The organism is Caulobacter sp. GW821-FHT10A06 (genome assembly GCF_059415805.1).
On sequence record NZ_JBWKNY010000001.1, the window covers coordinates 507,357 to 532,287 of the forward strand.

The window sequence follows — 24,931 nt, forward strand, 5'->3', positions numbered from 1 at the left end:
GTCAGGCGTTCGCGGCCTGGTCGGGGATCTCCTCGGCCTCGCCCGGACCCTTGAAGCCACCCAGCTCCGACCAGAACCCCTCGGCCGCCAGGCTCTGGCGGGCGGTGGGGCGGAAGACGCGGATGTCGACGGCCACGTCCCATTCGGGGCCGCCGGCGCGCACCAGGCGGCCCTCGGCGACCTCCAGCTCGGCCAGGGTTTCCGGCAGCCACGCCACGCCGCGTCCGTCGCGGGCCATCGGCATCAGGCTGGCGGCCAGACGGGCCGAGAACACCTCACGCAGGCCCGAAGCGCGATCGATGAACCGCTGGGACTCCAGGATCCGGCCCAGTCCCGACTCGGCGCTGTAGCTCAGATACGGGATGTCGGTGTCGCCCTCGGTCAGGGTCCAGCGCGGCGCGCCGGTTTCGTCGGGCGCGCAGAAGGGGACCAGAGCGTCGCGGCCCACCATCACCGAGCGGAACTGCGAGCCGAAGCGGCCCGGTGCGGCGGCGTGGTGATGGCACAGCAGGAACTGGGCCTGGCCGTGCAGCATCAGCTCTTCACAGGCCTGCATGCTGTCGGAGATCAGCCGCACAGGGCCAAGCGGTGCGCGCGACTCCAGCAGGCGAATCCACTGCGGGAAGAAGGTGAAGGACAGGGCGTGGGTGGCGGCGAAGCGCAGGGTCGCGGCTTCCTTGCCGCCGGCCTCGCGCGCTTCGCGGCGCAGCTGGATGATCCGCCGGATCAGCTCGTCGGCGCCGCCACGGAATTGCTGGCCGGCGGCGGTCAAGGCCACCCCGTTGGCGGTACGGTCGAACAAGGGCGCGCCGATCCAGTCCTCCAGCGCCCGGATACGGCGGCTGAACGCGGGCTGGGTCACGTTCCGGTTCTCGGCGGCGCGTGAGAAGTTGCCGGTCTCGGCCAGCGCCGCGAAGTCTTCCAGCCAGATCAGTTCCATAGTTGATGCCTGTTGCGCATAGCGACCATCGAGAATGGCATTGGCCCGTCCGAGGGGCTCCGGCCTAGGGTTTGTCTGACAAGTGGAGAACCCCGTGCGAATTCTAGACATCCGCGAGAAGACGGTCTCAATCGCCTCGCCGATCGCCAATGCTTATATCGACTTTTCAAAGATGACCTGCTCGGTTGTCGCCGTCATTACCGATGTGTTGCGGGACGGCAAACCGGTTATCGGCTACGGCTTCAATTCCAATGGCCGGTATGGCCAGGGCGCCTTGATGCGCGAGCGCTTCCTGCCGCGCCTGGCCGAGGCCGCTCCCGACAGCCTGATCGACGAGAAGAACGACAACCTCGACCCGTTCGCCATCTGGAAGACCCTGATGACGAACGAAAAGCCGGGCGGTCACGGCGAGCGCTCGGTGGCGGTCGGCACGATCGACATGGCCATCTGGGACGCGGTCGCCAAGATCGCCGAGAAGCCCCTGTATCAGCTTCTGGCCGAGCGCTATCGCGGCGGCCAGGCCGACGACAAGGTCTGGGTCTACGCCGCCGGCGGCTACTACTATCCGGGCAAGGACGACGCCCAGCTGCAGGCCGAGATGCGCAGCTATCGCGACCGCGGCTACAAGGTCGTGAAGATGAAGATCGGCGGCGCCTCGCTGGACGTTGACCTGCGCCGCATCGAGTCGGTGCTGGAAATCGTCGGCGACGGCCAGAACCTGGCGGTGGACGCCAACGGCCGCTTCGATCTGGAGACCGGCATCGCCTATGCCGAGGCCCTGAAGCCCTACAATCTGTTCTGGTACGAAGAGGTCGGCGACCCGCTGGACTATGCCCTGCAGGCCGAGCTCTCCAAGCACTACGAATTGCCGATGGCGACCGGCGAGAACCTGTTCTCGCACCAGGACGCCCGCAACCTGTTGCGCCACGGCGGCATGCGTCCCGACCGCGACTACCTGCAGTTCGACTGCGCCCTGTCGTATGGCCTGGTCGAGTATCTGCGCACCCTGGAGGTGCTGGAGCAGAACGGCTGGTCGTCGCGCCGGATCGTCCCGCACGGCGGTCACCAGATGTCGCTGAACATCGCCGCCGGCCTGCACCTGGGCGGCAACGAGTCTTATCCCGACGTCTTCAAGCCGTTCGGCGGCTTCGCCGACGGCATCCGGGTCGAGGACAGCTATGTCGGCCTGCCGGACGTGCCTGGTGTCGGCTTCGAGGCCAAGTCGGAGCTGTACGCCCTGATGCGGACCTTGACCGAAGACGTAGCGCACCGCGCGGCCTGATACCAAAGACAACGGGACGACCCGGCGAAGACAGCCGGGCGTCCCCGGGGGGACTAAACACTTGAACCTCAAGCGCCTGTTTTCACAGATCTACATCCAAGTTCTGATCGGCATCGCGATCGGGGCCGCGATCGGCATTCTGTGGCCCCATGTTGGCGCGGCGCTGAAGCCCGTCGCCGACGGCTTTATCAAGCTGATCAAGATGCTGCTGGCCCCGATCATCTTCGGGACCGTAGTGGTGGGCATGGCCCGCATGGGCGACCTCAAGGAGGTCGGCCGGATCGGCGTGAAGGCCCTGATCTATTTCGAGGTGCTGTCGACCATCGCCCTCGTCATCGGCCTGGTCGTCGTCAACGTCATGCAGCCGGGCGCGGGCCTGAACATCGACGCGTCGAACCTGGACGGCAAGGCCCTGGCCAGCTTCACCGAAGCCGCCAAGGAACAGGGCGTCATCCCGTTCCTGCTGGACATCATCCCGACCACCTTCGTCGACGCCTTCGCCAAGGGCGCCATGCTGCAGGTGATCCTGCTGGCGGTGCTGACCGGCACGGCCGTCAGTCAGCTGGGCGAGCGCGGCAAGCCGCTGGTCGACTTCATCGACGTCTTCCTGGACGCGATCTTCAAGATCGTCGGCATGGTCATGCGCCTGGCGCCGCTGGGGGCGGGGGCGGGGATCGCCTTCACGATCGGCAAGTACGGGGTCGATACCCTGTGGTCGCTGGGCCGGTTGCTGATCGCCCTCTACGTCACCTCGATCGCCTTCGTGGTCATCGTGCTGGGCCTGGTCATGCGCTCGACGGGCCTGTCGTTCTGGAAGTTCCTGAACTTCATCCGCGAGGAGATCTTTGTCGTCCTGGGCACCTGCTCGACCGAGGCCGTGCTGCCCCGGATGATGAAGAAGCTGGAGGACATGGGCTGCGCCAAGCCGGTCGTCGGCCTCGTCCTGCCGGCGGGCTACACCTTCAACGCCGACGGCACCTGCATCTACCTGACCCTGGCCACGGTGTTCGTGGCCCAGGCGACCAACACCCACCTGTCGCTGCTGGACCAGCTGGTGATCCTGGGCGTGCTGCTGCTGACCTCGAAGGGGTCTGCGGGCGTGGCCGGCGCGGGCTTCATCACCCTGGCCGCGACGCTCTCGACCCTGCACGCCATCCCGGTCAGTGGCCTCGTGCTGCTGCTGGGCGTCGATCGTTTCCTGAACGAGGCGCGGGCGGTGACCAATCTGATCGGCAACGGCGTCGCCACCGTGGCGATCGCCAAGTGGGACGGCGCGCTGGACATGGACCAGGCCCGCGCGACCCTGGACAAAGGCGCGACCAGCGCATGACCCTTTCTCAGTTCGAGCTTACCCCGAAGAGGAGCGCCAAGTTGGTGCGTCGATCGAACAAGGCCCTGCGGGCCGCTCTCCTGGCTTCTGCTGCTCTGGCCCTGCCGACCATCGGCAGGGCCGATGGCCTTCTGTTCCACCTCACGGGTGACAAGGGCCTGAAGGCTGATGTCGCGGCCGGGGAGGCGACGCCGAACTTCGCCGACAAGGTCAAGATCAAGACCGACCCGACGCACGGCGCCTATATCGAAGCCTCCAGCGAGCAGGTGCTGAGCTGGATGGCCCCGGGCAACATCTACGCCCAGCGCGGCACGCTCAGCTTCTACTGGCGCGCCCGTGAGCCGGTGGGGACGACGCCGTTCCCGCTGTTCCGGGTCGGCTATGCCGACCACACCAGCTGGGACATGGCCTGGCTGCGCATCGATTGGAACGGCAAGGGCTTCGACGCCTTCGTCACCGACGACAACCTGGCCCGAGTCCGGGTCTCGACCACTCAGGCCGCGCCCAAGCCCGACCAGTGGGTGCTGATCACCTTCGCCTGGGACGAGGCGAAGGGGATCTCGCTCTATATCGACGGCAAGCCGGTGGCCTCGAAGCTGCAGACGGCGGCGCTGGACGCCGGCCTCGACCAGTTTGGCCCGCACAGCCGGGTGGTCTCGCCGCACCAGGTGCAGAGCGCCTATCAGTTCATCCGCGGCGGCGATGTCGACGACATCCGCATCTATGACCACGCCCTGAGCGACGCCGATGTCGCCGGGCTGGTCTCGGGCCAGGAGCCGAGCAGCGCCGCGCCGGCGCCGGACATGAAGGCCTGGGCCTACCGCTACGGCTGGAACCGCCCGACCGATCCGCCGCCGTATCTGGCCGACGCCGCGACCAAGATCCGCAAGGTCGAGTTCACCGAGCAGTTCGATCTGAAGGAGCGCATGAGCCTGGGCTCGGACGGCATCGCCGAGACCACCTGGCCGGGCGTCTACAATCGCTCCAAGCTGCCGGGCCGCCACGACTATTTCGAGCTGCCCGACTGGAACGTCTACACCGAGGGCGGCAAGGGCATCACCTTCACCCTGCCCAACGAGCCGTGGAATCGCCTGGAGTTCCAGGGCGCGGCCTATGGCACGCTGACCGGCCCCGACAAGCTGCTGATCAAGCGGCCGCAGGGCGAGCTGCGCACCCTGAACCAGTTCACGACGCGCACCGGCGGCCAGCTGAAGTTCGAGAACGTGGTCCAGGAGACCCCGATCCAGGAACTGGGCGCCTACTTCGTGGCCGGCGGCGCTGAGCCTGACGAGACGACGCTGAGCTACAAGGTCAAGCTCGACGCCGACGTCGGCGTCTATCCGTCGCTGGACGAGCTGACGACCTTCGTGAAGGGCCGCTTCGGGCCCGGCGAGCGGACCATGGTCGCGGCCCTGCCGGCCAGGGCGCCGAGCGCGCCGCGCAAGGCCGAGACTGGTCCCAGCCTGCCGATCGCTCACATCCTGATCCCGGCCGACTTCCGCCAGACCCGCGCCGCCGGCCCGGTCGGCAAGTTCCAGTATGGCTGGCAGGGCATGGATGAGGGTCTGGACGGCATCGCCATCGATATTCCGGCCCTGAAGGTCGCGGCGCTGGCGGGTGGCCTGTTCCCGCTGAACATCAAGATCAAGGACCCGCTGTGGCCGGGCCGCGACCTGCTGGACGTCAATGTCTCGGTCAAGCCGGGCGAGGCGCGGACCGTGTTCCTCGACACCCGCGACCGGATGATCATGCCGGGCAAGAGCCTGCTGATCACCATCGCCGGAGCCGGCGCGGACTTCGACGCCCGCCAGCTAGACGGCATGAACGTCCGCCTGAAGTTCAAGCCCGCCGACGCGGCCAAGGCCGAGCACGTCGCCGACCGCCTGGCCCAGGCGCGCGACAACCTGGCCTTCCTGGTGGAAGAGCACGACGTCTCCAAGCGCCTGGCGCGTTATGCGCGCCTGGATCTGGAGCTGTCGGACCTGCTGCGGATCGATCCCAAGAACCAGCACGGCCGCGAGATGTGGGCCGAGCTCAATCCCGAGCAGCCTGGAACCCCGGTCACCGTCCCGACGGCGCCGGCCGGCGTGCCGCTGTGGGCCTTCCTGCAGACGGAAGACCTCAAGCGCGTCCGCAAGTTCATCGAGTGGTGGATCGACAACCGCCAGGTCAGCTACGGCGACTTCGGCGGCGGCATCTCGGACGATGACGACCTGACCCAGCAGTGGCCACCGCTGGCCCTGATGGGTGACATCCCCGACAAGGTCACCGCCTCGCTGAACGCCCTGGTCGACGCGGCCTACAAGAACGACATGCTCCCGGGCGGCCTTGGCAAGATCAAGACCGACGAGCTGCACTCATACGAAGAGGCGATCAACGCCAAGTCCGAGGCCATGTACACCGGCTATGGCGACCCCAAGGTCGTCGAGCGGCTGATGGAAACGGCGCGGGCCTATCCGACCGTGATGCAGAAGGCCGAGGACGGCCACGTCCACGTGATCAGCCGGTTCTTCTCGGCCACCGACGTGTCGCGCGACGGGCCGTGGGGCTGGTCGCACCCGTACTCCTACCTGATCCTGCATCCCGGCATCGCGCTGGCCGACTTCAACGACGACCCGACCGTCAAGAAGCTGGTCGTCGACCTGGCCGACGGTCACATGGCCCACGGCAAGCAACGGCCCGACGGCTCGTGGGTCTATCCGGAGGACATCCATTCGGCGACCGGCGAGAGCCGTGGCGAACTGGTGGCCGGCGCGCGGGGCAATGTCTCGACCGCCCAGCTGTTCTGGGCCGCCTGGCGCTGGACCGGGGACGAAAAGTACCTGCGGCCGCTGAAGGGCGAGATGGTCAAGGGCAAGCTGGCCGATCTCGACGAGCTGAACGCCGACGTCGTCGACAAGCTGGGCATGCGCGACACGTGGGGCGCCAAGCTGAAGGCCGACGCCGATGCGGGGGCCGAAGACGCCTACACCCTGTACCAGGCCTGGAAGACCAGCGGCGACACCAAGTACCTGGAGAAGGTCTTCCACGACGAGGTCGTCACGGCCGAGCAGCGCATGTGGATGATGACCGACGCCCACTGGTGGTCGGACCGGGTGGAGCTGTTCAGCGACACCCTGCAGCGCACCCGCCTGGGCGGCATGGCCCTGCGTCGCAACCAGCTGGTCCCCGGCCACCTGGTCAGCTGGCGCTTCGACACGCCGACCGCCGCCGAGGATGTCGGCATCCTGGTCACCGGCACGGGCGAGAAGACCTTCAAGGTCACGGCCTTCAACCTGACCGACAAGCCGATGCACGCGGTGATGACCGGCTGGGACGTCTCGGCCGGCCAATGGAGCGTGACCCGCGCGGTGGATGGCGCTGCTGATCCGGCCGCCCAGGTCGCCCTGGAGCGCACCGCCGGTGTCGACCTGACCTTCGCCCCCGGCAAGACCACGACCTGGGAGTTCACGCTGAAGACCCCGGCCGATGCGCCGGCCAAGCGCTTCGACCTGGGCATCGGCGTCGACGACGTGAAGGCCAAGAAGGGCGGCGGCATCGACGTCACGGTCCACAGCCTGGGCGCCAAGCCCGCGCCGGCCAGCGTCGTGATCCTGGAGGACGGGCAGGGCAAGGAACTGGCGCGCGCCAACGTTCCGGGCCTGGCCGCGCCGCTGGACCTGAAGCCCAAGACCGCCAAGGTCGCGCTGAAGGGCGAATGGAAGACCGGCTACCGCGTCCGCCTGTCGGCCGCCGGGGCCGAGATCACCCAACTCAACAACGTCGTAACAGCCAAGCCCTAGGACCCATGGCCCAGACCATCATCGCTTCCCGAGAAACCTTTCAGAGCCTGCGGGCGCGGCTTCCCGCCGTGACCCGCGAGCACCTGTTCGACTGCTATGCGATCAGCGAGACCACCTGGAACAAGCTGCGCGATGGCAAGCCCGTGAAGTGCGTGACCTTGGAACGAATTTTGGCTCGATTGGCGCGTTTGGAGCAGCGCTTAGCGGCCTGATGCCGAACCAGCATAACCGCGTTCCAACACGGCATTGGCGGGAGTCGACGACCCGACCCTAGTCTTCCTGTCAGACGCCCAAGCTCGCGCACTTCGAACCGCGCGAGCCCAAGCGGCGTCCCAAAACAAAGACGGCAGGAAACCCGTTAGGGGAGGGATTATGCGTACCAAGGAACGCCAGCTGTGGCTGGCCAGCGTCTCGGCTGTGGCCATCGGCTTGAGCTTCGCGGGAGCCGCGTCGGCTCAGCAAACCGCGCCCGCGGAAGACAACTCGGTGACCGAAGTGGTCGTCACCGGCTTCCGCTCCAGCCTGGACAAGGCGCTGAACGTCAAGCGGTCGGAAGCCGCGGCGGTCGACTCCATTCTCGCCGAGGACATCGGCAAGTTCCCGGACCTGAACCTCTCGGAATCCATCCAGCGCATCCCGGGCGTGGCCCTGGCGCGTGATGGCGGCGAAGGCCGTCAGATTTCGGTGCGGGGCCTCGGTCCCCAGTTCACCCGCGTCCGCATCAACGGCATGGAAGCCCTGACGACCGCCGGCGGCGCCGACGCCTCGGGCGGCACCAACCGCGGCCGTTCGTTCGACTTCAACGTCTTCGCCTCGGACCTCTTCAACGCCATCACGGTGCGCAAGACGGCCTCGGCCGACACGGAAGAAGGCTCGCTGGGCGCGACCGTCGACCTGCGCACGGCCCGTCCGTTCGACTACAAGGGCTTCACGATGGTGGGCTCGGCGCAGCTGGGCTACAACGACCTGGCCAAGTCGAAAAACCCGCGCGGCGCCTTCATGATCGCCAACACCTGGGGCGACGGCAAGTTCGGCGCCCTGCTGTCGGTGGCCTATTCCGAGCGCAAGCTGCTGGACGAAGGCTCTTCGACGGTGCGCTGGGCGACGGGCAACGTCTTCTCGCCGGGCTTCAACGCCTTGCCGAACGCAGCCGGCCTGCCGAGCACGGTCAATCCGGCCGAGGCCGCCAACAACGCCGCGTTCCACCCGCGCTTCCCGCGCTTCGACATCTTCAAGAATGACCAAAAGCGCCTAGGTGGCACGCTGTCGCTGCAATATGCGCCGACGGACCGGACCGAGATCGGCCTCGACGTTCTTTATGCCGACTTCAAGGGCACTCGCGAGGAGCAGTACCTGGAGGCCCCGTCCTTCAGCGTCGGCGGCGCCTGTACGGTCGCCAACGTCAGCAATTCGTGCGGCATCGCCCAGACCCAGGTGGTCTCGGCGACGATCGACGCCAAGACGAACACGATGACCAAGGGCGTGTTCAACAACGTCGACCTGCGTGTCGAGGACCGCTTCGACAAGCTGGACACCAAGTTCACCCAGGTTGGCCTGTCGGGTAAGCACCACTTCACCGACGATATCGTGGTCGAGGGTCTGATCGGTCACTCCAAGTCGGATCACCAAAACCCGATCCAGACGACCGTCCAGTACGATCAGTTCAATATCCAGGGCTACTCGTACGACTACACTCAGGGCCGCGGCCCGGTGATCGGCTACGGCAACGCCAAGCTGACCGACCCGAACGCCTGGGTGCTGACCCAGATCCGCATCCGTCCGCAATCGGCGGTGAACACCTACGACGTCGCTTCGCTGGACGGTACGTGGGACAACCTGGGCATCTTCAAACTGTCGGCTGGCGTCTCGTTCAAGAAGTACGACTTCGAGACCACCGAATTCCGCCGCTCGAATGGCACCAGCACCAATATCGAGCCGACCGTGCCGGCCGCCCTGGTGGCGATCGACAAGTCGACCTACGGCCAGGTGGTCAATTTCGCGGGCTTCGACAGCCTGATCCCCGACACCATGAAGGCCGCCAGCGTCCTCAGCCTCTATGACCAGACCGCCTATGGCGGCACGTTCAAGATGGGCAAGGAGCCGGCGCTGGGCAACAACCGCGGCGTCCGCGAAAAGGACAGCGGCGGCTACGTCCAGGCCGATTGGAACACCGAGCTGGGCGCCTGGCCGTTCCGCGGTAACGTCGGCGTCCGCTATGTCGAGACCCAGCAGGACTCGAACGGCTACACCTATCTTTCGGGCGCGCCGCTGCAGATCGAGGCCAGCCGCAAGTATCACGATACTCTGCCGTCGCTGAACATGGTGCTGGAGCCGCGCGACAACTTCCTGATCCGCTTCGGCGCCGCCAAGGTCATGGCCCGTCCGGATCTGGGCAGCTTGACGCCGGGCGCGACGGTCAGCGTCTCGGGCGCGGGCCGCTCGGTCACCGCGGGCAACCCGAACCTCGATCCGTTCCGCGCAAAGGCCTACGACCTGTCGTTCGAATGGTACTTCAAGAAGTCGGCCCTGCTGTCGCTGGCCCTCTTCCAGAAGGACATCTCCAGCATGGTCCAAACGCAGCAGAGCAACATCGCCTTCACGGGCAATCCGTTCGGCCTGCCCGACAGCGTGGCCATCGCCGCCTGCGGCAACACCAACGGCTGTAACCCCGCGGCGCAGTGGCAGTTCAGCACGCCGGTCAATACCAAGGGCGGCACGCTGAAAGGCTTCGAGATCAACTATCAGCAGCCCTTCAGCTTCCTGCCGGGCGCGCTGAAGCACACCGGCATCCTGCTGAACTACACCGGCGTGAAGTCCGAGATCGACTACCTGAACGGCGCGGGCGCGGTCATCGCCACCGGCGACCTGACCGGCCTGTCGCGCAGCTCCTACAACGCCACCCTCTACTACGAGGACAGCAAGTGGAGCGCCCGCGCCTCGGCAGCCTATCGTGACAACTACCTGACCCGCATCCCAGGTTCGGAAGCGGGCACTAACGCCGATGGCACCAAGGCGACGCTGAACGTCGACGCCTCGCTGCAGTACACGCTGAACGAACACTTCAAGCTGTCGCTGGAAGGCGTGAACCTGACCGACGAATACCAGGACCAGTTCAACGACAGCGTCGCCGACCGGACCTCGTTCTACCACCACACGGGTCGCGAGTTCATCCTGGGCCTGCGGTATACCTTCTAGCCTGGGCATGAAGCGGCTTTAGCTTGTCCTCCCTTGCTAGAGCCGCGGCCAGGCGCGCGGACGCCAATACTCCTCCCGGCGTCCGCGCGCCTGGCGACACTTGTAAGCGGTGTGGCGATGCGTCTTCGAGTTCTCAGCGGCGTCGCCGCCATTGGCCTGCTGATCGTGCCGTGCGTGGGGTATGGGCAGATCGCGGTCTCGGCCAATGACGGCAAGCAGGTGCTGGACGACGGCGAACAGGTGGTCCCCGCCACGCCGCTGCCCGACACCGTCTCGCTGATCGACCTGGGCGCCTCGCCCCCCAAGCTTCTGGGCTCCGTCGCGGCCCCGACCAGCGTCATTGGCCCTCCCGCCAGTGTCGCCGTCGCGCCCGACGAGTCCATCGCCCTGGTCACCGCGGCCCGCAAGCTCTCCCCAGCTGGGCCCGGTGGCCAGGGGGCGGATGACCAGGTCAGCGTCATCGCCCTCAAGGACGGTCCGCCGCGCGTGGTCGCCACGCTGCGCGCGGGGCAGGGCGCCTCGGGCGTCTCGATCAGTCCCGATGGCAAGCTGGCCCTGGTCGCCAACCGCGCCGAGGGCACGGTCTCGATCTTCAGCATTTCTGGTCAGGCCGTGCAGCCCGCCGGGACGGTGGTCATCGGCGACGCCAAGTCCGCGCCGGCCGAGCCGGTGTTCTTCGACGGCGGCAAGCGCGCCCTGGTTAGCCGCGATGGCGACCACAAGATCTCGGTGCTGCGCATCGACGGGACGACCGTGACGGTCGAGCCCAAGACCCTGGCGCCCGGCCTGCGTCCCTATCAGATCGACACCGTCGGTCCGCGCCGCTTCGCCGTGGTCGGCAACATCGGCGGCGGCGGCAAGGACGTCGACACTGTCAGCCTGATCGACCTGGTCTCGGAAGCCTTCCCGCGCGTCGTCGACGTCGTGGCCGTGGGCCTGACGCCCGAGGGGCTGAAGATGTCGCCTGACGGCCGCTTCGTGGCGGTCAATGTCAACAACGGCTCGAACGCCAGCCGCAAGTCGCCGCGCTACGCCAAGGACGGCCTGGTGCAGGTCTGGCGCATCGATGAGCCCGGCAAGCTGGTGAAGGTCGCTGAGGCCAGGACCGGCGGCTGGGGACAGGGGATCGTCTGGTCCAAGGACAGCAAGACCCTGCTGGTCCAGTGCATGGTCGAGCAGCGGCTGGACGTCTTCGGCTTCGACGGCAAGCGCCTGAAGGCCAAGGGCGTGATCGCCATGCCGGCCGGGCCGGCGGCGATCCGCACCGCCGAGCCCTAGTCGAGCCTCTTGGTTTTCAGCCAGCCCTGGATCAGCTTGGCGACTTCGGTCGAGTGCTTCTCGATCATGACCATGTGGCCGCCGCCGTGCAGGCCCACATCCTCCAGCCGCGTGAAGTCGGTCGCGACGCCCGCTTGGCGCAGGTAGCGCACCGTGCAGTGGTCGTAGCCGGCGTGGTACGAGGCCTCGGACACCAGCACCAGGACCGGGAGTTTCGACAGGTTCACCAGCTTGCGGGCCGGCTCGGCCTGCAGCCAGCAGCGGACCAGATCAGGCTTCTCGGGCGCGGCGTCCTGAACCCTGGTCAGGTCGGCCGGCGAGGTCAGCGCGGGCGCGTAGGCCAGCGGCGTCGTGGTCAGGCCGTAAGGGCGGCTCAGCTTGTCGGGATCGGAGTCGCCCCACGGCGGCGGCGCGCCGAAGAAGGGCGGGCCGCTGGGCTCGACCGCGACGATCGCCTTGACCAGCGCCGGCCGCGCCTCGCCGATGGCCCAGCCGAACGCGCCCGACTGCGAGTGGGTGACCACGATGGCCGGGCCGATCTTGTCCAGCAGGGCCGCGCCGGCGTCGGCCACCAGCTTGGCCGAGACGTCGCCGCCGGCGCTCTCGACCTGCGAGGCGTAGAACTGGTCGAAGATCGGATCGCCGGGCTTGCCGGTTCCGGGGAAGCCGGTGTGCAGCTTGGCCTGGGGCCAGCCCTGCGGTTGACCCGGGGCGGGCTCGAAGTTCTGGGTGGCCGTGAAGCGCTTCTGCAGGAACTCCGGCGTCTGGCGTTTGACCGCGCCGTAGCTAGCTTCATAGCCCGAGGCCCCGCGACCCGGCTGGTCCATCAGATAGACGGTCCAGCCGGCGTCGGCGAACACCGACGCCCAGCCGGGCCGGCCGTCCGGCGTGGCCAGGAAGTTCGTCACCGTCTGACCGGCGCCGGGGATGAAGACCAGCGGCGTCGCGTGTTTCGGCTTGGCTGGCTTCATGAACAGGATGTGCGCCTGGCCAGCCATCGCCTGGCCTTCGCGCACATAGTGTCCGCCGACGAAGAAGGTCCCGACGGCGGGCGCCTCTATTGCCTTGGAAGACTGGGCTTGCGCGGCGGGGGTGAGACAGGCCTGGAGGCAGACCAGGGCGATAACGGCCAGCAATCTGTTCATGGCCTATCTCAACCCCCGCGACGGGGCTTGGCCAATGCCGAAACGGCTTGGCCTCATGCTCCTCTTAGTAGCTGGCCCTCAGGGTGAAGGCGACGGCGCGCGCGTCGCCGGGCGTGCCGACCACCAGGCCCGAGTTGCCCGAGACCACGGTGATGTTCTGGATGTACTTGGCGTCGAAGGCGTTGCGCACCGACACGAACGCCTCCCAGCCGCTGTCCGACTGGAAGCCGGCCCGCAGGTTGACGATCTCGTAGGCCTTGATGCGGGTGTAGATCGAGTCCGAGCTGTCGGCGAAATAGGCCGAGCGGAAGCTGGCGTCGACGCCGGCATAGGCCTCGCCGGTCAGACGGCCCAGGCTGGTCTTGGTGCGGTATTCGGCGCCGCCCGAACCGGCCCACTTCGACAGGCCCGGCAGCGCCTTGCCCGACAGATCGCAGGCGGCCGTCGAGGTGCCGATCCGCTCCAGCGGGCAGGGGCCGTTCTTGAAGCTGGCGTACTTGCCGTCGGTGTAGGCCAGGTTGCCGTAGAACTTGAAGCCGCCGATCGAGCGGGTCGTGGCGTCCAACTCGGCGCCGCGCACCTCGACCTTCTCGACATTGGCCAGGTAGCCGCGCAGGGCGCCCGGGCCACTGTCGACGACATTGGCCTGGAAGTCGTCCACATCGGTGGCGAACACCGCCAGGTTGGCCGTCAGCAGGCGATCGAACCACTGGGTCTTCACGCCCAGGTCGATGGTCGAGACTTTCTCGGGGCGGATCACGGCGGCCGACAGCGAGGGCTGGCTTGAGCTGTTCAGGGGCAGGGCGGTCATGTTGATGCCGCCCGACTTGAAGCCGCGCGAATAGGTGCCGTAGACGTTGAAGTTCTCGTTGAAGGCATAGACCGCCGCGATCTGGCCCGACAGCGAGCCGTCGTCGGTCTTGGCCGAGAAGGTCTGCGGCCGGGCGATGCCCAGGCGGCGGTTGATCAGGGTGGTGTCGGTGGTCGTCGAGCCGCCAGCGGTGGTCTGGTCGTAGACGCCGTCCTTCTTTTCCTTGGTGTAGCGCAGGCCCGGCGTCAGGCTGAACCGGTCGTTGACCTTCCAGGTCAGCTGGCCGAAGGCGGCGTAGCTGGTGGTGTCGATGCTGCTGTTGTTGAACACCGTGTAGCCCGCCAGCAGCGAGTCCGGCGAGTTGGTGCCGGGCAGCAGCCAGTACGAGGCGTCGTTGCCGTACTCGGTCACGCCGTGGGTGGTGACGTTCTGGTCGAACCAGTAGAGGCCCGCCGTCCAGTTGATGGTGTTGTCGCCGTTCGAGGACAGGCGGAACTCCTGGCTGTCCTGCTTCTGGTGCGACGGGTTGGCCGAGCGGCGGGTGACGTCCAGGGCGGTGTAGTCGCGGTCGTTGCGCGGCTCCCAGTCCCAGTTCCGGTGGGCGGTGACCGAGGTCAGGGTGACGTTACCGAAGTCGTAGTCGACGATCACCGAGCCGCCGCCGGCGAACTGGTCGGCCTGGATGTCGTCATCCACGTCCGACAGGCGGTCATAGGGGTTGGTGCTGGCCACCTTGTAGTTCCGGCCTGCCGCCAGAGCCGCATATTGCTGGGCGGCCGGCTTCAGGGTCGTGCCGACGGTGACATAGACCTGGGTGCAGCATTCGGGATGCTGGGCGCTGTAGTCGGCGGCGACCTTGATGGTCAGCTTGTCGGTCGGGGTGTACTTCAGCTGGCCGCGCACGCCGACGCTGTCGCGGGCGTTCTGGCGAAGCTTGCTGATCGGGTTGTAGAGGTCGCCATCGCGCCAGGTGCCGACGACCGACAGGCGGGCGGCCAGCTTGTCGGCGATGATCGGGCCGGCGGCCGTAGCCTTGACCTGCCGGAAGTTCAGGCTGCCGACCGAGGCTTCGGCGTCAGCCTCGAAGGTGTTGGTGGCGTCGCGGGTGGTGATGTTCAGGGCGCCGGCCGTGGTGTTCTTGCCGAACAGCGTGCCTTGCGGGCCGCGCAGCACCTCGATCTGCTGGATATCGACGAAGTCCAGGGTCGCCGCGCCGGGACGCGAGACATAGACCTGATCGACATAGATGCCGACGCCTTGCTCCAGGCCGTCATTGGCCAGGCCGTACGAGGCGCCCAGGCCTCGGATCGTCAGGGCCGTGTTGCGGGCGTTGGGCGAGAGCACCTGCAGGGTCGGCACCAGCTGGGTCAGGGCGACGATGCTGTTGACGCCGGTCTGGGTCAGGGTCTCGGCCGAGGTCACGGTCAGGGCGATCGGCACCGACTGGGCGCTTTCCTCGCGGCGGCGGGCGGTGACGAAGACCTGGCCCACCAGGCTGGCGTCGGACTGCGCGGTGGTCTCGGCGGGAGCGGCAGGCGCCGGCTCGCTGGCCAGGACGGCGGTGGCCGCGCTGGAGCACAGCAGGCCCAGCAGCAGGCGGCGGGAGAAGGCGGTCGCCGAAGCACCAATGATCACGTGTAGCCCCCAAATCGGAACGTTGTTCGATGAGGCGGGATCAAAACTCTATTAAACAGATCGAATAAATCGAGTTTGGCTCGCTCGTGGCCCAGATTTTCTGGATGTGGGCGTTCAGGCGCCAGGACCAGACAGCGTTGTCCGCTTGGTTCTCGCGCAAATCGCATTTTTGTTGAGGGTCGGATCACCAGGCGCGTCGTAAGGGAAAGGAGTCGTCTTGACCGGCGACCCGCACAGCGGCCGAAGAGCCGCGTAGGGGAGGTGAACATGGATCGGCGCGTCGTTCGCGCTCGCCGCCGCGGGCGTGTCGGGGCTCTGTTGGGCCTGGCCCTGCTGGCGCCTGCCGCGGCCATGGCCGCCAACCCCGTTACGACCTTCGACCAGGACGCCTCCAATCTCAGCCTGGCCTTGCAGCGCCTGGGCCAGGCCGCCGGCGAGCAGCTGCTGTACGCCCCCGAATTGACGGCCGACCAGCGCGCCCCCGCGCTGCGCGGGCGGATGAGCGTCGACCACGCCCTGGCGCAGTTGCTGGCCCGCACCGACCTGGCGTTTCGGCGTACGGCTTCCGGCGTCATCGTCATTTATCGTGTGAAGCCCGTCGTTCGCCCGCAGCGCGAGCCCACGCCCGTTCGGACCGCTCAGGAGATCGAGCCTGTCGTAGGCTTGGAGGCGGTGGTCATCACCTCCGGCAAGCGTATGGAGACGCTGGGCCGCTCCGACGCTTCGGTGCAGGCGCTGTCCAGCCAGATGATGGAGCGCGCCGGCGTGCGCGACTTCGACGACCTGGCGCGCCTGGCGCCGACCCTGACGATCTCCAAGACCACCCAGCCGGGCAACAACAGCATCAATGTCCGAGGCGTGGGCACCTATTCCTATTCGATCGGCACCGAGCCCAGCGTGGTGGTGGTGGTCGACGACGTGCCTCAGGCCTTCCAGGCCATGGCTTTCACGGCCCTGGCCGATGTCGAGCAGGTCGAGATCCTGCGTGGTCCGCAGAGCACCCTGTTCGGTAAGGCCGCCTCGGCGGGCGTCATCTACATCACCACCAAGCCGGCCAGCGACGCCTTCGCCGCCCATGCCGAGACGCTGTTGACCGACGACCACGAGCAGCGCGCGCTCGCGACCCTGACCGGGCCGATCTCCGACGATCTGAAGTTCCGGCTGTCGGCCGCTTACAGCCGCTATCGGGGCAATGTCTTCAACCTGGCGACCCGCGAGTGGCTGAACGCCCAGTCCGACGTCAACCTACGGGCCAAGCTGGTCTGGACGCCGGGCGACAACTGGACGGTCGCCGTCTCGCCCTACCTGACCCGGACCCTGTCCTCATGCTGCGTCGGGGCCGACACCTATGTCTCGCCGCAGGCCACGCTAGGGAAGGGCGAACTGTCGCGCGCGGCGGTCCTGCGCGGGATCGTCCCTGGCCCAGACAACTACTTCGCCCGCTACGACGTCAACGCCCGCGGCAACGCCACGGACAAGGGCGTCAACATCCGCGCGGTCGGCGCGGTGGGCTCGTGGCGACTGACCTCGATCACCGCCCTGGACCGCTACTATCTCTACGATCGCCAGGACACCGACGCGACGGACCTGGACTACAGCCTGCAAGACCCCCGGCTGCCGCGCGGGGGCTCGTCCAACGGCGGCTATTTCCGCATCCGCGCCGAGAGCCAGGAACTGCGCCTGAACAGCCCGACCGGCGGCCGCTGGGACTATGTCGGCGGCGTCTATGTCGGGCACACCAAGGCGGCGCGCTATTTCGTGCGCGGCTCCAACAGCCTGGGCGACTACAACGGCCTGTCGTCGCTGCCGACCACCAACAGCACGGCCTATTCGCGCTATATCTCCGGGACCTTCAGCACGACCTACGCGGTGTTCGGCCAGGGCGCGTTCGCGGTGAACGACCGGCTGTCGATCCTATCGGGCGCGCGGATCAGCCACGAGAAGATCGGCTATCGCTTCGACGACCTGGGCAACGGCGTCGTCTATGGCGCGCCGAAATGCTCGAAGGCCTCGCCGACCGTGCCGATCGAGACCTGTCACAGCGACACCGCGCTAAGCGGCCGCATCGGTCTGCAGGGCGTGGTGAGGCCGGGCGTCACCGCCTATGCGACCTATTCCACCGGCTACAAGGGCCGGGCCTACGACCTGACCAGCAGCCTGACCACGCGCACCCTTCTGACCTCCGGACCCTATGCCGGAAAGCCGGTGGCCGACGCGATCGCCGCCCAGCAGCCGGTCGCCTCCGAGACGGTCGAGAACTACGAGGTCGGGGTGCGGGCCATCTCGGCCGATCGGAACCTCAGCTGGAACCTGACGGCCTATCAGGAGCGGTTCTCGGGCTTCCAGGCCCAGAGCCGCGACGACGCCACCGGCCTAAATGTCCTCAACAGCATCGGCAGCGTGAAGGCGCAGGGCGTGGAGAGCGAGTTCAGCGCCCGCCTGACCGAGCGCCTGACCCTGGCCGGGGCGGGGGCCTACAGCCGCGCGGTGATGGACGATTTCGACAGCGCCGCCTGCTATTTCGGCCAGACGGCGGCGCAGGGCTGCGTGGGCGGGCGGCAGGACCTATCGGGCAAGACCCTGTTCAACGCGCCGCGCTGGTCGCTGAACCTCAACGCCTATTACCAGCGCCCGGTGGGCGCGGACCGTCGGCTGGAGGTCAATGCCGGCTATCGCTGGCGCTCGCGGGTCTATTACAGCCTGCTGCAGGACCCGGCCTCGATCGAGCGGCCCTACGGCGTGTTGGACGTCTCGGTCGGTCTGGGCGGGGCGGGCTGGCGGGTCACCGGCTTCGTCAACAACGTGCTGGACAAGCGGTTCGCCGTGACGCGCGGGCGCGACGTGCAGTGGAACCTCCTCGGCGCCGACGGCCAGCCGGCCTTCGCCACCCACTGGAAGCCCGCGCGCGACAGCGGCCGCCACCTGGGCGTCCGCCTGGCGATGGATTACTGAAAATGAGCACGCGCGCATTGAGGATCGGCTCGGCAAGCGCGTCGGAACCCAATGGGCGCGGCGAAGATTCGTGCTGTAGGGAGGACTTGTCGTAGGCCATGGCCGCGCAGCCGAAACTCGATCCGCGCGAACAGGCCTTCCTCCAGCGCCTGTCGGAGGCCTATCGCGGGCCGCTGACGGCGTATTTCGAGCGCCGCGTCTATTCGCGCGACGAGGCCGAGGACCTGACGCAGGAAGTGTTCCTGCGCCTGGTGCGCCGGCCGGACGGGGCGGATATCGACAATCCCGAGGCGTTCCTGTTCCGCACGGCCGTGAACCTGCTGCGCGACCGGTCCCGGCGCCAGAAGACCTTCCGCAGCCACCTGAGCGAGACCGAGCTTCGCCAGGACCGCTTTGAGGGTATTTCGCCCGAGCGCGTCTTAGGAGACAGGCAGGCGTTGCAGGCGGTGATGCAGCGCCTGGCCGAGCTGGATGAGCGCACCCGCGACGCCTTCATCCTGCATCGGCTGGAGGGATGGAAGCACGCCGAGATCGCCCGGGCTTTCGGCGTTTCCGTCAGCTCGGTCGAGAAGTACATCATCAAGGCCCTGGCGCACCTGATGCGGTCGCCCGGTCCGTTTCAGAGTTGAGCCGTTGTCGAACCCGCTTCAACAGTCCCTGATCGACGAGACCGCCGCCGGCTGGGCCGCGCGACGGCTGGGCGGGGCTGCGTCCGACGAGGCCGGCTTCGCGCGCTGGCTGGAGCAGGATCCGGCCCACGCCGGGGCCTATGACCGTGCCGAGGCCGTCTGGCGGCTGATGGGCGAGGCGGCGGGGACCGACGACCTGGTGGCCGTCCGCCGCGAGGCGCTGCAACGGGCCCGCGCGCGGCGTCATCGCACGGCGGGTCCCGACCGCCGCCTGGTCGCCGCCGGCATCGTGGCCGCCATCGCCGCGCCGGTGGGCGGGCTGTGGTGGATGCGCCATCGCGCTCAGCAAGGCGCCTTGTTCCAGACGGCGCTGGGCGAGCAGCGCACCCTGACGCTCTCTGACGGCAGTCGGGTCACCCTGGACGCCCTCAGCGTTATGCGGGTGCGCTACACCGCTGCGGTGCGCTCGATCGACCTGGTGCAGGGCAGGGCCTATTTCGAGGTGGCGCACGACACCAGCCGCCCGCTGCGGGTGCATGCCGGACCGCGCACGGTGACGGCCGTCGGCACCGCCTTCTCGGTGCGCCGCGAGCCACGCGAGACCACCGTCGTCCTGGCCGAGGGCAAGGTCGCCGTCAGCAATCACGAGAGCGCCGCGACCCTGGCCGTCCTGACCCCGGGGCAGTCGATGCAGATGACCGACGGCGTGCGCGCCGGCGAGCCGCGCAAGGTCGACCTGGACCGCGCCCTGGCCTGGCGCCAGGGGCAGCTGGTGTTCGACAACGTGGCCCTGGCCGACGCGGCCGCCGAGATGAACCGCTACTCGACCCTGCAGGTCGTGGTCGCCGACGCGCGGCTGAAGTCGCTACGCATAAGCGGCACGTTCCGCACGGGTGAGAGCCGGGCGTTCGTCGAGGCGGTGCAGTCCTATTTCCCGGTGCGGGCCCAGAGCTCGGCGACCACGGTCGAGCTGCACGCCGCGCCCTAGACAGCGCTGCCCTCAAAAAACTTTCGATTTCCATTGAGGAGGTCGCCGACCAGCGCGTCGGAACGGTCAAGAGCAAGGTCGGAATGACCACTCGGGAGGACCGTAGACTTGTACCTGACACCGGTTACCAGCGTAGCGCGCGGCGTTTCGATCTCGACCCTGATCCTGTTGGGCATGGGCGGTGTCGCCCAGGCGGCCGAGGCTCCGGCCAGCGCCATCCCGGCCTACGACGTCACGGTCCAAGACCGCATTCAGCCCCAGACCGAGCAACTGCTGATCAAGCTGGTCAAGGACGGCCGCAAGCTGGAGCTGGACGGCCAGCCGGTGTTCAACGGCAGCGACAAGTTCCTGCCGGGCAAGATCGCCATCGGCCTCGTCGACTTCCTGGTCACCCTGCCGGACAACGATCCGCGCCTGCCAACCTACCTGGCCGACTTCCGCAAGATCGCCAAGCTGACGGCCGACGACGCCAATGACAGCTGGGGCGCTTACTACTACCTGTCGGCGCTGAACAAGCTGCGCGAGGCCGGCCGTCTGAAGGACGCTGTCGACCCGCTGACCCTGGCCAAGCTGCGCGTGCGGCTGGACTGGCGGATGTTCGTTGACGTCGACACCTACGCGCTGATCGACCACCCCAACAACTACTACTGCGTGGCCTTCGCCATCGCCCGCCTGCGCACCCGCATGGGTTGGGACGACGGCGCGCCGGCCGAGAAGCTCTACGCCAAGATCGCCGAGCACTACGACCTGTACTCCGGCCAGTACGGCTTCGCCGACGAGACCGACGGCGAAGGGCGGTTCGATCGCTATTCCGTGTTGCTGGCCGGCGAGATCGCCCAACGCTTCATCGAGACCGGGGGCAAGCCGCCCCAGCAGGTCCTGACCTGGCTGCGCAAGTCGGCCGACGTGATGCTGATGCGCCTGGATGCCGAGGGGCAGGGCTTCGAGTACGGCCGCAGCATCGGCCCATATGGCGAGACGGCGATCATCGAGACCCTGACCGCCGCGGCGGTGCTGGACCTGCTGACCCCGCAGGAAAAGGAACTGGCCTATGCCTACTCCGCCCGCGCGGCCCAGCGCTACGCCGAGTTTTGGCAGGACCCGAAGACCGGTTCGGTGAACCTGTGGGACGGCGGCCGCCGCACTGACGACTATCGCGGCAAGTTTCGTATCCTGGGCGAGAACCTCTCGCTGGCGCACCAGTACGCCTATACCAGCGCTCACTGGGCGCGGATGGGCTACGCGGGCAAGTCGCCCGCCAGCGACTGGGCCAAGGGCCTGTCGACCCTGCCGCGTCGCCAGGTGACCTGGTTCCAGCGCGGCGACTACGACCGCCTGCTGGTCAGCGTGCGTGACGGCAGCCGGATGATCGCCTTGCCGGTGATCAATGGCGGCGAAAGCCAGCACAATCACAACCCGTATTTCCCGATCCCGTTCTCGCCGGGAATGCTGGCGGGCTCGCCCGACGGCGTCGCGCCGTTCCTCACCCCCCGCCTGACCCTGGAAGATGGCTCGGCTCTGATGCCGCTGGCCTATTTCAAGGACGCCAAGGTCGAGGCCAAGGGCGCCAAGACCACGGTGTCCTGGCGCCAGGACGAACTGGACAAGATGGGCGAGCGCGCGCCGGTCGCCGACAAGCGCGTCTCGGTCAAGACGACCTATGTCCTCGAGCCCGGCCGCATTACTCGCACCGACGTCTTCACCCCGGCCGCGGGCGTGAAGGTCAAGGACGTCGAGCTGCAGTTCGGCTCGTTCTCCGGCGGCGCCAAGCAGGCCGCCGGGACCACCACCTTCACCGACGGGACGGTGCGCCGCTTTGCGGTGGAAGGCCTGAAATCCTGCCAGTCCGGCCCGGTGGGCCAGGACAAGGAATACCGATCCGCGACGGGCGCCATGACGACCAAGGTCGTCTGCCATGGCGCGCCGACGGGTGAAGCGACGCCGTTCAAGATCACCTGGCGTCTGGACTACCGCTGAGGGGAAGGACCTCGGCCAAATGACCATAAAAGAAGGGGAGAACCACCAATGAAATCATCGTTCTATCGCAATCTTCTGCTGACCGCCGCCATCGTGCTGCCGGCCCAGGCGCTGGCCCAGGCCGCGCCGGCCCCGGCGCCCGCCGAGGACACGATCGAGGCGATCGTCGTCACCTCGGCCCGCGCCACCCAGCGCAGCTCGATCGAGACCAAGCGCAATTCCAGCGTCATCGTCGACGGCATCGTCAACGACGAGATCGGCGCCCTGCCGGATAACTCGGTGGGCGACACGCTGGAGCGCATCACCGGCGTCACCGCCGACCGCTTCAAGGGCAACGCCAACGAGCTCAGCGTCCGGGGCCTGGGTCCCGCGCTCAGCTTCTCGACCTTCAACGGCCGCGAGGTCTCGACCGCCGGTCCCGACCGTTCGGTGGCCTTCCAGCAGTTCCCGTCGGAACTGGTCAACGGCGTCCTGGTCTACAAGTCGCAACAGGCCGACTTCCTGGACGGCGGCATCGCCGGCGTCATCGAGCTGAAGTCGATCCGCCCGATCGACTACGGCAAGCGCCGCATCCAGATGGAAGTGCGCGGCGCCTATCTGCCCAAGGATGACGACATCCGCGGCCACAACGGCCTCGGCTATCGCGGCAACATCTCCTACACCGACAGCTTCGACACCAAGTTCGGCGAGATGGGTGTCAGCCTGGGCTACCAGCGCCTGGATCAGGCCACGCCCGAGGACTACTACATCACCAACTCGGCCTTCGTGCCGTGCACCACCTATGCCGGGGCCCCGGGCACGGCGACGGCCAACTGCTCGAACGCCACGACCGCGCCGACCGGCTCGACGCTGGGTCCGCGCTACTTCGCCACCAGCTCGCGCACCTTCCAGTCCAAGGTCACGGACGAGAAGCGTGAAGCGCTGATGGGCACCTTCCAGTGGAAGCCGACGTCCAACCTCGACATCAGCATCGACGGCCAATACTCGACCCGCAAGAGCGGCGAGTACCGTAACCAGTTGGCGATCACCGAAGGCCTGCGTGGCATCCAGCCGCTGGTCGTCGGCGGCGTGTCGAACGACGACAGCGCCGGCGCCCTGCTGAAGTACAGCGGCAACTCGAACCTGGAGATCCAGGTCGAGGACCGTCAGCGTAACGAGAAGTATATCGGCGGCGGCGGCGCGGTGACCTGGACGCCGACCGATCGCCTGACCATCAGCGGTGACCTGTCCTACTCGCAGTCGCATCGCACCGAGCTGCAGAAGGCCACCAACATGCGCTCCAAGTCGCGCGTGGCCTATACGCTGGACGGTACGGGCGACGAGGTCCCCTCGGTCACCTTCACCAATTTCGACATCAACGACCCGGCCAACTTCCTGTTCGGCACGCCGACCAGCAACAGCAACTATGCGCGCTATCGCCTGGTCACCGACCGCTTCGACAAGATCGGCGCGGTGCGGGCCGACGTGACCTACGAGCTGGGCGACGGCTTCTTCCAGAGCATCAAGGTCGGCGGCCGCCTGTCGGATCACCGCCGCACCCAGGACGCCAACAACAACAGCGATCAGCCCATCCCGGTCGCCTATGACGGCCGCACGCCGACCCAGCTGGTGGCCGACGCCAACGCCAATTGCCGCGTGCCGTTCTCGACGTCCGACTTCATGGGCGGCAAGACCAACGTGAAGAGCTGGGCGCTGTTCGACAACGACTGCCTGTTCAAGACCTATACCGGCAAGGACAGCTTCACCCTGCCGTCCAACGCGCCCGGTCCGGAAGACTCCAACATCCGTGAGCGGATCAGCACCGCCTATGTGATGACCAACTTCCGCACCCAGCTGGGCGACACGCCCGTCTCGGGCAACGCCGGCGTTCGTTACGTCCGCACCCGCGTGCTGTCGAAGGGCTTCCGGGGTGAGCTGACCGTGACGCCGTCGATCGGCGGCGCGGCCGCGACCGTGGTCCGCACGCCGGGCACGCCGCTGCAGGAGATCGAGGGCACGGGCGGGTACGAGTACTTCCTGCCCAGCGTCAACGTCGCCTTCGACCTGACCGACGTCGTGAAGCTGCGCCTGGCCGGCTACAAGGCCCTGTCGCGCTCGGGCATCGAGGACTTCAACGTCGGCATCAACCCGATCGCCGACACCACCGCCACCACGGTGCAGGGCGTGCTGGCCAACAGCACCACCGGCAACCCGAACCTCAAGCCGATCCGCGGCTGGAATCTGGACGCCTCGCTGGAGTTCTACGTCAACCGCGACACCTCGTTCGCGGTCGCCACCTACTACAAGTGGCTGAAGGGCGCGGCGTTCGACGCCCAGGAGCCGCGTGAGACCAGCATCATGGCCAACGGTGCGCTGGTGACCTTCAACGCCATCGCGCCGGCCAACGACCCCGCGACCCGCGACCTGTACGGCATCGAGTTCTCGGGCAACCACGCCTTCACCTACCTGCCGGGCCTCCTCAGCGGGTTCGGCGTGCAGGGCAGCTTCGCGATCACCGAGGCCAATTTCGAGATCCCGGACCCGTCGACCGTCAGCCCCTATATGGGCGCGGCCAACCTGAACGGCCTGTCGAAATATACCGGCAGCGGCTCGGTCTACTGGGAGAACGAAAAGCTCTCGCTGCGCGCCTCGTATCGCTACCGTTCGGACTACTTCAAGCCCAACAGCAGCACCAACCGCAGCGCCAAGGGCTCGGGCTATCTGAACCTGTCGGCGTCGTATGACCTGACCAAGCAGGTCCAGCTGAAGCTGCAAGCCCTGAACGTCACCGGCACGCGCGACGTCATGTACAAGGCCGGCGAGGACTCGATCACCGAGGTCTCGGACAACGGTCCGCAGATCTACTTCGGCGCCCGCCTGCGCTTCTGATCCTATTCGGTCGGCGGGTCCTTCTTTAAACCCCCGCCGGCCGACACCTATCCCGCCGCCATCGCGGTCCGTCGGTCGTCCGGATTCCCCATCGCCTCCCAAGCGCGGAGCTCCTGACC

The 24,931-nt window shown here is 67.4% G+C and carries 14 protein-coding genes; 11 read left to right on the forward strand and 3 right to left on the reverse strand.

Annotated features, from left to right (window positions below; genetic code table 11):
• Position 1 precedes the first annotated feature (1 nt).
• Positions 2-940, reverse strand: a complete 939-nt coding sequence (locus tag AC07NF_RS02235; protein WP_494631486.1) for a LysR family transcriptional regulator — start codon at positions 938-940, stop codon at positions 2-4.
• Between the two features lie 94 nt (positions 941-1,034).
• Here AC07NF_RS02235 and AC07NF_RS02240 point away from each other — a divergent pair, with 94 nt between their 5' ends.
• The 6 genes from AC07NF_RS02240 to AC07NF_RS02265 all read left to right on the forward strand — a co-directional run bounded on the left by AC07NF_RS02240 (position 1,035) and on the right by AC07NF_RS02265 (position 11,807).
• A complete protein-coding gene (locus tag AC07NF_RS02240) occupies positions 1,035-2,222 on the forward strand; it encodes a mandelate racemase/muconate lactonizing enzyme family protein (RefSeq protein WP_494631482.1) in 1,188 nt (395 codons plus the stop codon).
• Between the two features lie 61 nt (positions 2,223-2,283).
• Positions 2,284-3,552, forward strand: coding sequence for a C4-dicarboxylate transporter DctA (dctA, locus tag AC07NF_RS02245; RefSeq protein ID WP_494631479.1), 1,269 nt, complete (start codon positions 2,284-2,286; stop codon positions 3,550-3,552).
• Between the two features lie 44 nt (positions 3,553-3,596).
• Positions 3,597-7,334: a LamG-like jellyroll fold domain-containing protein gene (locus tag AC07NF_RS02250; protein ID WP_494631475.1), complete on the forward strand. Its 3,738-nt coding sequence runs from the start codon at positions 3,597-3,599 to the stop codon at positions 7,332-7,334.
• A gap of 5 nt (positions 7,335-7,339) precedes the next feature.
• Complete coding sequence (locus tag AC07NF_RS02255) at positions 7,340-7,546, forward strand: hypothetical protein (protein ID WP_454716557.1); 207 nt, start codon at positions 7,340-7,342, stop codon at positions 7,544-7,546.
• A gap of 160 nt (positions 7,547-7,706) precedes the next feature.
• Positions 7,707-10,529: a TonB-dependent receptor gene (locus AC07NF_RS02260; RefSeq protein ID WP_494631467.1), complete on the forward strand. Its 2,823-nt coding sequence runs from the start codon at positions 7,707-7,709 to the stop codon at positions 10,527-10,529.
• Between the two features lie 117 nt (positions 10,530-10,646).
• Positions 10,647-11,807: a YncE family protein gene (locus tag AC07NF_RS02265; protein ID WP_494631466.1), complete on the forward strand. Its 1,161-nt coding sequence runs from the start codon at positions 10,647-10,649 to the stop codon at positions 11,805-11,807.
• Here the strand turns inward: AC07NF_RS02265 and AC07NF_RS02270 are convergent.
• A complete protein-coding gene (locus AC07NF_RS02270; protein ID WP_494631462.1) occupies positions 11,804-12,952 on the reverse strand; it encodes an alpha/beta hydrolase in 1,149 nt (382 codons plus the stop codon). The two genes, AC07NF_RS02265 and AC07NF_RS02270, sit on opposite strands and share 4 nt — an antisense overlap.
• A gap of 64 nt (positions 12,953-13,016) precedes the next feature.
• Positions 13,017-15,398, reverse strand: coding sequence for a TonB-dependent receptor (locus tag AC07NF_RS02275; RefSeq protein ID WP_494631458.1), 2,382 nt, complete (start codon positions 15,396-15,398; stop codon positions 13,017-13,019).
• 267 nt (positions 15,399-15,665) lie between these two features.
• On the opposite strand from AC07NF_RS02275, the gene AC07NF_RS02280 reads away from it, so the two are divergent.
• From AC07NF_RS02280 to AC07NF_RS02300, 5 genes are all read left to right on the forward strand, one after another.
• Positions 15,666-18,350: a TonB-dependent receptor gene (locus tag AC07NF_RS02280; protein ID WP_494631454.1), complete on the forward strand. Its 2,685-nt coding sequence runs from the start codon at positions 15,666-15,668 to the stop codon at positions 18,348-18,350.
• A gap of 98 nt (positions 18,351-18,448) precedes the next feature.
• Positions 18,449-18,979, forward strand: a complete 531-nt coding sequence (locus tag AC07NF_RS02285) for an RNA polymerase sigma factor (protein WP_454716549.1) — start codon at positions 18,449-18,451, stop codon at positions 18,977-18,979.
• Positions 18,980-18,983: 4 nt separating this feature from the next.
• Complete coding sequence (locus AC07NF_RS02290) at positions 18,984-19,967, forward strand: FecR family protein (protein WP_494631450.1); 984 nt, start codon at positions 18,984-18,986, stop codon at positions 19,965-19,967.
• A 108-nt stretch (positions 19,968-20,075) separates the two neighbouring features.
• Positions 20,076-21,944 carry a hypothetical protein gene (locus AC07NF_RS02295; protein ID WP_492811192.1) on the forward strand — a complete coding sequence of 623 codons (1,869 nt, stop codon included), beginning with the start codon at positions 20,076-20,078 and terminating at the stop codon, positions 21,942-21,944.
• A gap of 48 nt (positions 21,945-21,992) precedes the next feature.
• Positions 21,993-24,812 carry a TonB-dependent receptor gene (locus AC07NF_RS02300; RefSeq protein WP_494631445.1) on the forward strand — a complete coding sequence of 940 codons (2,820 nt, stop codon included), beginning with the start codon at positions 21,993-21,995 and terminating at the stop codon, positions 24,810-24,812.
• Positions 24,813-24,931 lie beyond the last annotated feature (119 nt).

What these genes read in the sequence shown, in the direction of transcription:
- AC07NF_RS02265 (WP_494631466.1), top strand. Translation starts at nt 10,647, where the DNA reads ATGCGTCTTCGAGTTCTCAGCGGCGTCGCCGCCATTGGCCTGCTGATC.
- AC07NF_RS02270 (WP_494631462.1), bottom strand. Translation starts at nt 12,952, where the DNA reads ATGAACAGATTGCTGGCCGTTATCGCCCTGGTCTGCCTCCAGGCCTGT.
- AC07NF_RS02300 (WP_494631445.1), top strand. Translation starts at nt 21,993, where the DNA reads ATGAAATCATCGTTCTATCGCAATCTTCTGCTGACCGCCGCCATCGTG.
- AC07NF_RS02285 (WP_454716549.1), top strand. Translation starts at nt 18,449, where the DNA reads ATGGCCGCGCAGCCGAAACTCGATCCGCGCGAACAGGCCTTCCTCCAG.
- AC07NF_RS02260 (WP_494631467.1), top strand. Translation starts at nt 7,707, where the DNA reads ATGCGTACCAAGGAACGCCAGCTGTGGCTGGCCAGCGTCTCGGCTGTG.
- AC07NF_RS02255 (WP_454716557.1), top strand. Translation starts at nt 7,340, where the DNA reads ATGGCCCAGACCATCATCGCTTCCCGAGAAACCTTTCAGAGCCTGCGG.
- AC07NF_RS02280 (WP_494631454.1), top strand. Translation starts at nt 15,666, where the DNA reads ATGGATCGGCGCGTCGTTCGCGCTCGCCGCCGCGGGCGTGTCGGGGCT.
- AC07NF_RS02235 (WP_494631486.1), bottom strand. Translation starts at nt 940, where the DNA reads ATGGAACTGATCTGGCTGGAAGACTTCGCGGCGCTGGCCGAGACCGGC.